Below are 14,299 nucleotides of genomic sequence, written 5' to 3' on the forward strand. Positions count from 1 at the left end.
CGCGATTATGCGGGCCTTTTCCGTTTCAGCTCGAACAACAGATCACCCTACTTGATCGTAATGTTTTCGACCGTGACCGTCCCCTGGGCGATGACCAGCTCCCCGGAGATGGTTGTCACCCCTTGGTTGGTGCTGTAGGCAGCGTCATAGCCGCCGCGTAGCGTTATGGCAACCGGACGGTCAAAGATAAGGGCTTCGGAGAACAGCAGATCCCTCAGATTGATGCTGCCGCCGTCGGGAACCGCGCCGAAGGCGGACTGGAGCGTGGCATAGCTGCCGGTGACTCCCGGAATCGTAAGGATCGCCTCGTTTACGGTAATGGTAATCCCTTTTTGGGTGGTCCGCGAATTACTGTCCATCACCCGTACATTTACACCGAAAATGCCGTTTACGGTCGGTGTTCCAGAGATGAGGCAGCTATTCGTGGTGGTTGCGAGGGTTAACCCGGCCGGAAGCGTACCTGCTATTACCGAACAGCTGTACGGCGCAGTTCCTCCGGTGAACGGCAGGGAAATGCTGCACGGTGATCCGATCGTGCAGACGGTTTGGGCCGGAACAGTCAGGGTCAGTTGCGGATCGATGGTGATGCAGAACGGGGCATCGCTGCTGATGCCGTTGGCATCGGTCACCCGCACCGTGAAACAGAAGGTGCCGAGAGCAGAGGGTATCCCGGTGATGGCTCCGGTTGCCGCGTTGAGAGACAATCCCGGCGGCAGGCTTCCGGATGCAATCGACCAGGAGTACGGAGTGCTGCCGCTGGTCGCGGCAATGGTGCTGCTGTAGGAACTACCTGTAGAGCCGCTCGGCACGGTAGTAGTCGTTATGGTCGGCGGTGCGCTGATGGTCAGGGTCAGTACCTTGACCACTACTGACGAGTAGGCATCGGTTACCCGGAAGTAGATCAAGTGACTCCCCGTCACCGTCGGGGTTCCGGAGACGGTCCCGGTGGAGCTGTCCAGGGTCAGCCCGGCAGGCAGCGACCCATAGTTGAGCGCCCAGGTATAGGGGGTTTTGCCGCCCACAGCAACAGGGGTGAAGCTGTAGGGCCGGCCGGAAGCTGCCGCTGGCATCGATGTGGAGGTTATGGCGAGCGGCAGCTCTGTTATGGCGATGGTGTAGTTTTTGGAGTTGGTGGCCGCATTCGCATCGGTCACCTTTACCGAAAAGCTGCTGCTCCCGGCCTGGGTCGGGGTGCCGGAAACCGTGCAATTGGCGCTGTCGAGAGTCACTCCTGCCGGCAGGTTGCCGGAGGTGACGGTGCAGTTGTACGGCGGATTCCCCCCCCAGGGTGAGAGAGCCATTGAGTACGCATTGCCGATCGACCCAACGGTCGAGAACGTCCCGCCGATATAGAGCGGGTTGTACAGGGTCAGGGTAAAGGCCTTGGTGGCAGTGGCGCCATTTACGTCCGTCACTTTGAAGGTCAGTTCAAATGATCCGGCTGTGTCGGAACTTCCGGTGACTACCCCGGTGGCACCGTTCATCATAAGGCCGCTGGGTAGGGTGCCGGAAATCAGTGACCATGAATATGGTGTCTGTCCACCGGTGGCGGCCAACTGGAAGTAGCCGCCTCGGCCGATGAACGGAGGGAGCGATGTGGTGGTCACTGTCAGAGTTGGATTGATAATGATCGACATGGCCCTGGAGACGAAAAGGGAAGCCGAATCGCTTGCTTTGAGGGTGAATGAGAACGTGCCCGGAGTCGAGGGGGTGCCGGAAATTACTCCTGTTGCACTGTCCAGATACAGGCCGTCCGGAAGAGCACCGGAGGTTATCTGCCATGTGTATGGTAATGCTATTCCCCCAGCTGTAACTGTCTGATTGTAAGGTGAACCTACTGCGCCCCCTGCCAGCCCGAGAGGCGAGATCCCTTTGGTTGTAATGGTGAAAGCCCTGGAGGCCTGGGTCGAGTTGGCGTCTATGACCCTGACGGTGAACGAGGATGTCCCCAAGCCTGCCGGGATTCCTGAGATTTGCCCGGTTGACATGTTGAGGGTCAATCCTTGAGGGAGTGTTCCGGCATCCTTTATCCAGGTATAGGGTGCCGGACCGCCGGATACGGTTAACGTCTGATCATAGACATAACCTATTTCAGCATCCGGGAGTAGTGCCGCTGTGAATCCCAGGATCGAGATCGCATAGGTGCCGGATGCGGTGTTGCTTGCCGAGTCGGTAATCCTGAACGTAACTGCCTCTGTCCCTGGAATGGTCGGTGTCCCGGATATCAGGCAGGATGTTTCGTTGAGGGAAAGCCCGGCAGGCAGGGTTCCTGCTGTGATTGTACAGCGGTAAGAAGGGTAGCCGCCCGCACCGGTAAGTGAAGCGCTGTACGGAGTTCCCGCAACTCCCTTGGCAAGGGACGGATTGGTAAAGCCGAGTACAGAAATCGTCAGCACTTTACTGTTTGAATTCGCGGTGGCATCGGTAACTTTAAGGGAGAAGTTGAATGTTCCTGCAGCCGTTGGCGTGCCGGATATTTCGCCGGTCGTCGGGTTGAGAGCCACGCCTGCCGGGAGCGCGCCGGACGTTATCCCCCATGAATATGGTGCAAAACCGCCATTTACGGTTGCCGTTTTACTGTATGCGGCATTTTTGCCGGCTATGGGGAAGTCACTAGTTACGGTGGTTAACTCTATTATAGATATGGGGAAGTATTTTGTAACGGCATAACCGGCGGCATCGACCACTTTCACTGTTGGTGCGAAATTAGCCCCATTTGACGGGGTCCCCGAAATTGTGCCGGTTGATGCGTTCAGCGAGAGCCCGTAAGGGATGGTACCGGAAGTAACCGACCAGGTGTATGGTGCTGTTCCTCCCGAAGCGGCAAGGCTATTGTTGTAAACAACGCCCTTTGCACCTCCTGGCATGGTTTGCGGGGTGAGCTCGAAAATCGGGATGGCACTGGTTTTGGTCCCGATTATGGTTGCAGTTGCGTTGTGCGTCAGTTGAACTGTAATGGTGTAAATTCCTGGACTGGTCGGGGTTCCTGAGACTGATCCTGTAGCCGGTTCCAGTACAACGCCTGGCGGCAGGCTCCCAGACGTGATTGACCAGGTAATGCCGTTGGTTCCATTTCCAGCAAGATACTGATAATAGGCAGTGCCCACTGCGCCGCCGATAACCTTGGCCGGTATCTCGATTACGCTGACGTTGGTCATGATTGATACGCTCTTGGAGGCAGCGTCAGTCAGGGTCAGAGGCAGATTGTAGCCTCCTGTAGCTGGCGATGCCACGGAAACAGTGCCGGTAGAGCTCAGGGTAAGGCCGGGTGTAGCCGAGTAAGTTGGCGTAACTGACCAGGTGTAAGGTGCTGTTCCACCGGATGCCGACAAGGTTTGGCTGTAGGGGGTCCCGGCAATGGCCGGAGGTAGAGGGAGAGGGTAGGGCGAGATGGAGAAAATCGTTACAGAATAATGCTTGAGGGCAGTCACTCCAAGGGAATCGGTTGCCTGGATGGTAAAGTTATAGCTCCCTTCAGTGGTGGGTGTTCCGTAGATTTGTCCATCGGGGCTGTTGATGGCCAACCCCGGGGGGAGAGTTCCTGAATTGATACTCCAGGTCAATGTCCCGCTCATTCCTGATGCCCAGGGAGCCTGGTTGTAGTTGACGCCTGTAATCCCGGAAGCCAGGGCTGACGGCTGAATGCCGTTGATGGCAAAGCTATAGGTTTTGTAAAGGGTAAAGCCGTTGGCGTCTACAACCCGGAATGACAAATATGCACCGGTAACACCTGTTGGAGTGCCGGAAACCAGTCCGGAAGACGGGTCAAGGGTGAGACCGGCCGGGAGTGTCCCGGAAACTAAGGACCAGGTGTAAGGAGCTGTTCCACCTGTTGCGGTCAGAGTCTGGCTGTATGGTACGCCGGTGGTGCCATTGGCAAATGTTGCCGGAGCGATATCAAATACGGCGATGGTAAAGCTTTTGGTTGAGGTCGCATTGGCCGAGTCAGTCACCTTGATTTCAAAGGTGAAAATTCCCGGCACTGTTGGTGCCCCTGAAATCTCGCCGGTAGCGGCGTTGAGGGTCAGACCGCCCGGGAGAGGGTCGGCAGGAAGTGACCATGAATAGGGTACTGTTCCGCCCGATGCCTGCAGGGTCTTGGTGTAGGTTGAACCGGTAAGACTATTGGGCAGAGCGGTATTGAGTATTTGCGGCTGCACGGCAGCAGGAATCAGCGCGATTGCCGTATCATTTACGGAAATCGCCGATATCCCGCTGATCTCAGGCGACTGGTTGGCGGTAGTGCCGTTGAGCAGCCAGAGAGTTCCGTCATCCTTGAGTGCCATTCCTTTGGTCAGGGCAACTATGCCGCTGCTGATGCCGCTTACCTGCTCCGGCGTAGCGCCCGTGGTCCAGAGGGTACCGTCGGCTTTCACGGCATATCCTCCCCCTGCAAGTACGACTCCTTCCAAACCATTGATCTTCGTTGCAGTTGTTGCATCAACCACCCATAAGGTTCCGTCCTCCTTGATGGCCAGAAATCTCTCGCTGGAAGTGTTGACCGTTATTGCAACCACATCAGTCAGTCCATTTACCTGCGGGAAATAGGAATCACTGTATGTTCCCCGCCAGACAGTCCCGTCTGTTTTGAGCGCCAGGCTGTAAACGCCGTTGGCGACAATAGATTTCACTCCATTCGGAGATGACAATGGCGTTGGCGATGAGCTGTAAGGGCCGATTCCCCACAAGGTACCGTCGGTCTTCAATAGGAGGGTCTGAGCAACGTTGGCGGCAACCGCCTTGACTCCTGTAAGCCCATCCACCTGGGCCGGAAGCCCGTCAAATCCATAGTGGCCGAGGGCGCTAAACATGTTGCTCCCCCAGGTCCAGACCGTTCCGTCAGACTTGAGTGCGACGTTGTGGTAATCACCGGCATCGGCGGAGATGATGCTGTTAAGCTCTGTTACCAGGCCCGGTAAAGTGGCATCTCCCGAACGCCCCGGGTAATTCCCCCAGGTCCAGACAGAGGCCGGAGTGACAAGAGCGTTGATTGTGATCTGGTTGCCTGTTTTGCGATTATTGGCTTCATTGGGGTCAAATATCTGCTGGCCGAGGCCTATTCCGGAGCATAAATAGTAGGTGCCCGGAACTATGTTGGCAGGCACCCGGACCGTTGTTGCTGCGGATGAACTGTTTTCAGGTGATAGGCCACTTATTGACCTGCTCCCCAGAACCCTGTATGGCGAATCGCAAGAGTCGTGCATGTCCAGATAAAGGGAAACACTGAATGCTGGAGTTGCATACCCTATTGAGCCGCCGGTGACAGAATCCTGAACGGAAATTTCAGCCCCGGGATCTGCACTGACCGGGCCACTGATGGCGGTAACTACAAGGTCTGCTGTGGCGATTGCAAGCACCGTAAGGGTGTAGCTTTTGCTGGCGGTAAGGTTATCCGCATCCGTAACCTGTATTGTGAAGGTGCTGTCGCCGGTGGCGGTCGGAGTGCCTGAAAGTATTCCGGTGGTGGTATTGAAGCTTATTCCAGCCGGGAGGCTTCCGCTGAGAGACAGGGCATAAGGGGGCCTGCCGCCTGCGGCCTTGATCTGCTGGCTGTAAGGTGCATTACGCACAGCAGGCTGAAGGGACGGATTGGCAATGACCAAGGTGGTCGCGATCTGGAATACCCCGCGGCCGTTGGTCCCTGCGTAAAGCATGGAACTGACCGGATCAATGGCCAGAGACTGAATGGTAAGGCTCCCAAGCCCTTCGTTGAAAGGGGCCCAGCTTGTGCCGCTGTTGGTTGATTTGAAGACCCCGCCGCCGCTGGTTGCGGCATAGACCGTAGTTGGCACATGGGGATCAACTGCGAGGGCGCTGATGTTCAGGTTGGTGAGTCCGCTGTTGCTAAGTGCCCAGGTGCCACCATCGAGCCTGTAAACCCCGTATCCGCTTCTGCCTGCATAGACAGTGGTTCCGTCAGGATCGGTTGCCAGGCTTGTGACATAAAAATTTGTGAGGGACGGAACAAGGCGGCTCCAGGTGCCGAATATCCCACGCTTGTAGACACCGGCATCGCTATCGCCGAAGTCATAGGAGCCTTGCCAGGCGGCATAGACTGTTGACGGGTTTGCCGCCGCCAAGGCCAGGGCTGGTATGGAAATGTATTCGTAGCCGGTAGGAAAGTTGGCAGTATCGGGCTGCCAGTTGTTGCCACCGTCGCTGGTCCGGTAAACTCCGGAATTGGTACCGACATAGATGATGTCGGGGTTTTGCGGATTGATGGCCAGCTTGTTGGCGTTGATCCCGTATGTCCCGCCAAGGCCTGTGTTGATAGCTGTCCAGGCAGAACCCCCTGTGCTCTTGTTTACGCCGCTATTGGTGGCATAGACTGTCGCTGAGGCTGGATTCAGAGCCAGGTCGTAGATATTGCCTGTAAGAGTACCGGTAGCGGCCTGGCTCCAGCTGCTGCCGCTATTTTGCAGAAGCTCAGCGCCGACTGCCGCCAGTACCGTGCCGTTTATGCTATTGATAGCCAAAGAGGAAACAGAAGAAGCTGTCAGGCCGTTGTTTGCCGGCTGCCAGGTGACACCGCTGTCAATTGTCTTGCGGAGTCCGCCGGTGGTGACAGAATAGAGAGTTGCCGCCGCATGGGGATCAACCTTAATCAGGCTGCCGGTCATTCCGGCATTTACCAGGCTCCAGTTGTCGCCGCTGTTGGTGCTGCGATAGAGACCTGCAGTGGTGGTTGCATAGAGCGTAGCCGGGGTTTGCGGATCGACAGCTACCCGATAGACATTTGCTGTCCCCAGGCCGGTGTTGGCAGCACTCCAGCTGTCGCCTCCGTTGACGGTCTTGTAAACGGTGCCGCTGGTGACGGTGTAGATCGTTGTGGGAGTTACCGGGTCAATGGCCAGGGAGCTTATGTAGATCTCGTAGAAGTCATAGCCAAAAGGCAGCCCGCTGTTTATCTGATTCCAGGTGGTGCCGCCGTTGCTGCTTCGGTAAATCCCGTTGCCGTTGGTGCCGGCATATAACTTTGTGGGGGTGACCGGATCGATTACCAGGTGTGAAGTATAGTATTGCGGTAACGACGACCAGGTTCCACCGCCATCGATGGTTTTGTAGAGATAGCCGGACGTTGCGGCGTACAGCGTTGAAGGGGTAACCGGATCAATCACAACCAGCTGAACCTGATCGTAACTGTTTAACCCGTTGCTGACCTGGCCCCAGACCTGCCCGCCATCCAGGCTCTTGAAGACCCCGGCGTTGGTGCCGGCATAGAGGGTGGCCGGAGATGAGGGATCAATGGTGAGTGACCGGACGAACAGGTTGGCCAGGTTATGATTGCCCGGCGACCAGCTGGCAGCGCTGTCACTGCTGCTGAAAACGCCGCCGCCGTAGGTGGCGACATGGAGTCTTCCTGGGGTGGCCGGATCAAAGACTGGTTCAGTGATGCTTCCGCCATCAGGGCCGATGCCGGTCCAGCGGTAGCCGGTGGCCGGTGCAGCGGTCGCGATGGCAATCGAAAATGCCTTGCTGGTCACGGCTGTCCCGTTTTCTGCCGCTTGCACCGTAAAACAGTAGGTGCCAGCCGTGGTAGGCATTCCCACTAACATACCGGTCAGCCGGTCCAGCAGGAGACCGGGCGGCAGACTGCCAGCCGTTACAGTCCAGGTGAAGGGTAGGGTGCCGCCGCTGTTTACGCTCAGGTTCTGGCTGTACGGCACACTCACCTGTCCGTTTGTCAGGGTTTGTGTCGCAATGCCGAGTACGAAGATGGGGAAGGTTTTAGATACCATTGTCCCGTTTTGATCGGTGAGTCTGAAGGTAACATAATAGGTGCCGGATGCTGTCGGGGTGCCGGATATGACCCTGGTGTTTGAATTGTAGGTCAGTCCAGGAGGCATGCCGGACCAGTAGTCCAGCGAGGAATAGGCTGTTCCGCCGGAGCTGGTCAGCGTGGCACTGTAAGCGGTACCAACGCCGCCATTGGGCAGTGATTCCGTTGTGATGGTCAGCGGGTCGTAAATATTGAGGGTGAATTCCTTTGAATCAGCAATCGACATATTGTCGACAGCCCGGAGCGTAAATCCATAGGGGCCTGGTGTGGATGGTGTCCCGGTTACCGAGCAGGTGCTTGCACCAAGGGACAGACCAGGTGGCAGTGCTCCGGCAGTCAATTCACAACTGTAGGGTTTGGTCCCGCCGCATACGGCAACCGGTTTGCTGTAGCTTACACCGGTTGTCCCAAATGGAAAGGCATCGGTAACCAGGGTCGTGGCAGTATGGGGGACAATTGCCATGTTTGCGTAATAATAATCCCTGCCAACCGTTGTTACCTGGCCGATGCCACTGACCGGGATCGGAGTAGTGCCACTTATATCCCAGACGTTACCGTCAGCGGTTACTGCAAACCCTTTGGCCAGAGCAACGACAACAGGTTCGGCCGGGATGGTTACCGGTACCGGCGTGGTACCGCTGATATCCCAGACGGTGCGGTCATTCTTCAATGCCAGCCCATCCGCCACAGTAATCACATCAGTCAGTCCGGCAATTTCTGTTGCTGTGGTGTTAATGGTTCTCCAGACCTTGCCCTCATCAGTCAACACCAGGAATTGGTCAAAGGTTTTGTCCCTGGCGATGGCAATTCCGTTCGTAGGAGCGTTGGTTACCTGGACCGGTTGGCTGTAACCCCTCATTTGCCAGACCCTGCCGTCCCCCTTCATGAAAAGGATAGCATCGCCGCCAGCCACCACTGCTGTAACATTATCCGCCCCGATAACCTGCTGTCCTTCCCAACTGGCCCAGCCGCCGAAATACCAGAGGGTCTTGCCGGGCTGCAGAATAACGGTCTGGTAGGTGCCGACCGCTATAGCAGTACCGGTGATCCCTTCGACTTTCCCCGGCACGCTGTAGCTGACAGTAAAGCTATTGCGCCCCATGTTGCCCCACATGTTGTCGCCCCAGGTCCAGACCGTGCCGTCCATCAGCAGGGCTGCAGAGTTGTAGCCACCGATGGCAACCTCTGTAACCCCTTCCAGATTGCTGATTTCTCCAGGCACTGTAAGATCGCCGCTCCTGCCGAGTATGTCCCGGTAACCGCCTCCCCAGCTCCAGAGCTTTCCGGGGAGTGTGGTAACGGTCAGGGTTACGTCTCTTGACTGGAGTGAACCTGTGGCATCTTCAACCTGCAGCGTAAACTCGGATTGACCGGCAGCCACCGGATAGCCGGATATTTCGCCGGTTGAGCTGTTCAGGGAGAGCCCTCGGGGCAGTTTGCCGGAGATAACTGACCAGGCAAGTGGGGTAAGCCCACCTGTTATCGGCACCGAAAAGCTGTAATGCTTTGCAACATGGCCCGTTGGCGCTGGCGTAGCCGGCAGTGCCATGGCTGGATGAATCGTGATAGTCAGCGAGTTCCAATTACTGGTCCCCCTGGCATCAGTAACGGTATACTGAACCGAGTAGGAGCCGGCAGTGGCAGGTGTGCCGGATATCACGCCAGAATTTGAGTTCAGAACCAGCCCTGGCGGCAGATTGCCGGTGTAGCTCCATGTGTAGGGGGGAAGCCCGCCGGTGGCTGTTAACTGAGGGTTACTGTAAGACCTCCCGATCACGCCGTCAGGCAGCGAAGCCGTTGAGATCGTGAGTATGTCATAGATGGTGATACTGAACTGCTTGACCGTTGTCTTGCCTATTGCGTCTGCGACCCTGATTGTGAAAAATGAAGTCCCGGCAGTAGTTGGCTGACCATGGACCTCCCCGGTGTCGCTAGCCAGGGCCAATCCGGCAGGCAATGAGCCGGCATCGACACCCCATGTATATGGAGCTGTTCCGCCGCTGGCTGCCAGGAAACGACTGTACCCGAGTTTGTCACCTGATGGCATGACTGCGTTGATGATGCGCGGAGTTGTCCCGGCCGGGATAATGAACTGGCCGTTCCTGACCCCCATTTCAACGACGCCGCTGACAACGGTAACCTGGCTGACCTTTAAACCTGTGGCGTTGTAATCGATATCCCAGGCAGTGCCGTCACGTTTAAGGGCCATGCCGTTGCCGGAAATCTCCACCACGCCGCTTAGCCCGGGCACCTGCACCGGTACAGGATTGGTCGGGTTCCATGCCCAGACCGTTCCGTCCGCTTTCAGTGCGAAAGAAGCATAGTTGTCTATTGCTACCTGGATTGCCTGGCTGATGCCGGTCACTTGAGCAGGCAGAGCCGGGTTGCAAGTATGGGGGATTCCTCCCTCTGTATTGTCTGGCCAGCTCCAGACGGTTCCGTCATTCTTTACTGCCAGCCCATGATACATCCCCTGTTCAATCGCCCGGATGTTGCTCAGGTTTTGCAGTTGAGATATGGCCCCGAGATTCGATCTCCAGACTGTGCCGTCACTCTTGAGCGCCAGGATATCGGCAAAGGTCGCGGTCCTGATGGCGGTCATATCCTGAAACTGGGAATGGTCGATCCGGGTCGGGGAATAACCTCCGTAATATCCCCAGACCCAGACTGAGCCGTCACCTGCCAGTGCTGCGGATTGGGCGCCAGCCGAGGCAATGGCCTTGGCCCCGGTCGGCCCTGATACCGGCCCTGGCACGTGAGGATCGCCACTGCGTCCCAGTTCTCCCCATGTATTGCCATCCCCCCAGCTCCAGACCGTCCCGTCGGCTTTCAATCCCAGCTGTTCGGTTCCACCAGAGCAGGCAATAACGTCACTGATGCCGGCAGTCATAATGCCGCTGCTGCTCCACAGATTGCCCGACAAAGCAGGGAAGGCTATCTCGTTTACCGCCAGGTAATTGGCGGTTTGTGCACCGTCATCGCCGCCGATGGCATAGAGCACGTTATTCAGGATAGTTACGGCCGCACCGTATCGCGAGGTAAGCATCTCGCCGATGATGCGCCAGGAATCGGTCGCAGGATCATATTCCTGAACCAGCTTGCTCCAGGCTGTAGTCGTACCGGCGCTTGTTTCCCCGCCAACTATGTAGATCCGGCCGTTATGGTAAACGGCTCCTTTCCCGGCAGCTGCAACCGGCATGGCTGCTTTTTCCATAAGGCTGTTGTTGGCAGGGTCATATTCCCAGCAGGAATTGGCAGCTAGCCCGTTTTCATCCAGGCCGCCGATGATGTAGATCATGCTTCCCACAGCCACGGCACCAGCACCACGGCGCTTGCCCGGCAAGGTGGTCTTGGAGGCGCTGGTACGACTGGAGAGATTGAACTCCTCGATGGAGTCGAAGCCTGAGGTAACACCACCGATTATGTAGAGGTTATTGTTGAACAGAGCTGCGGACGGGTTTGAGCGGGCCTTTATCAAGCTACCGAGCGATTCAGTCGTTCCAGTGGCGGTGTCATAGGAAATTACCGAGTTTGCCGCATCTGCAGAGCCTTCGCCACCGGCCAGGTATATTGTGCCTCCCTGAATTGCCGTACCGGCTGAAGCTCGCTGCGTGGCGAGGGGGGGCACGCTCTGCCAGGTATCGGCGGCGGGGTCATACACGCTGACTGCCGCTGAAACCCCGGATGCCGTCTTTCCTCCAAGGATATAGATCTTCTCACCGGTATTACCTATACCGGCCCGTGCTCCGGCATTTGACAACGGCGCCATTGTGCTCCATGTTAATTGCCGCGCCTCTGCAAAAGTGTTGATAGCGAACAGTAACAGGAAACAAACGAATCCAGACCACCATCTGACGTTACGTGTGCCCAATGCAGCGTATTTTAGAAGATTTGGCTGATTCATGTTCCCCCCTGGATCGGAAATTAAATAGGTAACAATTTAAATTTGCAGTGTTTTGTGCGAATGGATTTTGTGTGGGGTGTGTTTGTAAGATTAAGAATATTAATTGTAAACACTAATGTGTGATATCCAATTAATAAATTATTTCTAAAATGTCAAGGACGGATATCAATTTCTCTACTCTCAGCGCAAGAAAAGTCTCTATGGACATGCCGGATTAGAGTGTTACATTTGTAAAGATAATTAGAGATATGTAATTAGCTGTCCGGGAATCGGCAGTCGAATAGAGGTTATCTATGCAATGCACTGAAAAACTGGGCAAAACCGGCGGTTTTTGCCTTATGTTGTGCCTGATCTGGACCGCAGTCATTGTGGCAATAACCGGCGTGACCCTTGTGGCCCATCATCGGAGCGTCATTCTTGAAGCAGAAAATGAGGCGCGCGATTATTTTCGGTTGAACTACTATTATCGCGCCTGGGGTGCCAGGCTAGGTGGGGTCTACGCTGCTGCCGACAAGATTGAACCAAACCCTTACCTCACCATCCCCAACCGTGACGTGACAACCACTGACGGCAAGCAGCTCACCCTGGTAAACCCGGCATACATGACCAGGATGGTTTTTAGCGATATCAGAAAATCATCGGCCGACCCGGTGGTCAGCAAGCTTACCAGTCTGAAGCCGACCAACCCGGAAAATACGCCGGACAGTTGGGAGCGCGAGGCGCTTACGGCATTTGAAGGCAAGGTGATAAAAGAAAAATCACAAGTTAAGGAGATTGACGGCAAGCCTTATCTGCGGCTCATCTCAAGATTCGTCACCGAACAGCCCTGCCTGAAATGCCATGCCCAGCATGGCTACAAGCTGGACGATATCAGGGGGGGCATCAGCATCGCCATTCCGCTCAAAGAGTATCTTGAGGGAGAAAAAAGGGTCCGGGCGTACATTTCATCCGGTTACCTGTTTTTGTGGGTGCTCGGCTGCGGCGGGATTGTCTTTGCTACCCGCAGGCGGGCTGTTTACGAGAAGCAGCTGGTGCACAGTGAAGAAAAATTCCGCACCATGTGCGATTGGACCCAGGATTGGGAGTACTGGACGGACCCTTCCGGGACCATGATGTATGTATCTCCTTCCTGCGAGCAGATTACCGGCTACACCCCCGATGAGTTCATTCGGGACAGGGAGCTGGTGACCAGGCTGGTCCATCCTGATGACCGGGATTACTATGAAAAACACCACATGACGGCACTCTCAGAGATTCATGGATCGGAAGAGCTTCAATTCCGCATCATCAAGCGTGACGGCAGTATCCGCTGGGTTCAACATCTATGCCGGCCGGTTGACCTGGGTAACAACAACAAGGGGAGGAGGGTCTCCAACCGGGATATTTCGGAGCAGAAACGCCAGGCAGAGGAACGTCGTCAACTGGAATTGCAGATGATGCACACCCAGAAGCTGGAGAGCCTTGGGGTAATGGCCGGAGGGATAGCCCATGATTTCAATAATATCCTGACCTCGATCGTGGGCAATGCTGATATTGCCATGATGCGCACCTCTCCGGAGTCGGTCATCATCGAGAATTTAAAGAAGATCGAAGAAGGGGCCATGCGGGCCACCGATCTTGCCAAGCAGCTGCTGGCCTATTCAGGCAAGGGGAAGTTCGTTGTCGAACCGCTTGATCTCAACCGGCTGATCGAGGACATGGTGCACCTGCTGCAGGTATCGATCTCGAAAAAGGCACTGCTGCGGTTTCACTTCAGCGACAACCTGCCGAGCGTCGAGGGGGATGCCACCCAGCTGCGCCAGGTTATCATGAATGTCGTCATCAATGCCTCTGACGCCATTGGCAATAAGAGCGGCGTCATCGCCATCAGTACCGGCTGCATCGAGTGTGACCGGACCTATCTGAAAGGGGTATGGATGGAGGAGAATATCCCCGAAGGACTGTATGTCTACCTGGAGATTGCCGATTCCGGCTGCGGCATGGATAAGGAAACGGTGGCAAAGATATTCGACCCGTTCTTCACCACCAAGTTCACCGGTCGCGGCTTGGGGATGGCGGCGGTACTCGGCATTATCAGAGGGCACCGCGGGGCGATCAAGGTTTACAGCGAACCGGGCAAAGGGACGACATTCAAGGTGCTGTTGCCTGCCGGTGAGCGTCCGGCAAAGATCTTCAATGTTGATGCAGTTGATCCCGAGTGGCGTGGGGAAGGTACGGTGCTGCTGGTGGACGATGAAGATACGGTCTGCGCCATTGGCAGTGAAATGCTGAAAATGCTCGGGTTTGAGGCTGTTACCGCGGCTGATGGCTGTGAGGCGCTGGAAAAATACAAAGAGGCCAAGGGGGTCAGGTGTATCATTCTCGATCTGACCATGCCGCACATGGATGGCGAACAGACGTTCCGCGAGTTGCGCAAGCTTGACCCCGAAGTCAAAGTCATCATGAGCAGCGGCTACAACGAACACGAAATCAACCAGAAGTTTGCCGGCAAGGGGTTGGCCGGTTTCATTCAAAAGCCGTACAAGCTGTCAACGCTGAAGGAGGTTATCATGAAGGCGTTGGCTGAAAAATAGCCGGAATGTACGGGAGACTCCGAACCTATGGGCATCCAGGGA

At 56.0% G+C, this 14,299-nt stretch carries 2 protein-coding genes; one reads left to right on the plus strand and one right to left on the minus strand.

The window, feature by feature from the left end:
- Positions 1–47 precede the first annotated feature (47 nt).
- Complete coding sequence (locus KI809_RS15355) at positions 48–11,549, minus strand: putative Ig domain-containing protein (protein WP_214172463.1); 11,502 nt, start codon at positions 11,547–11,549, stop codon at positions 48–50.
- A gap of 428 nt (positions 11,550–11,977) precedes the next feature.
- Between KI809_RS15355 and KI809_RS15360 the strand changes: the two genes are divergently transcribed.
- Complete coding sequence (locus KI809_RS15360; RefSeq protein ID WP_214172464.1) at positions 11,978–14,257, plus strand: ATP-binding response regulator; 2,280 nt, start codon at positions 11,978–11,980, stop codon at positions 14,255–14,257.
- Positions 14,258–14,299: the final 42 nt, after the last annotated feature.

This window comes from Geoanaerobacter pelophilus, from assembly GCF_018476885.1.
GTDB lineage: Bacteria > Desulfobacterota > Desulfuromonadia > Geobacterales > DSM-12255 > Geoanaerobacter > Geoanaerobacter pelophilus.

Coding starts and splice junctions, on each gene's coding strand:
- KI809_RS15355 (WP_214172463.1), bottom strand. CDS start 11,549: ATGGCGCCGTTGTCAAATGCCGGAGCACGGGCCGGTATAGGTAATACC.
- KI809_RS15360 (WP_214172464.1), top strand. CDS start 11,978: ATGCAATGCACTGAAAAACTGGGCAAAACCGGCGGTTTTTGCCTTATG.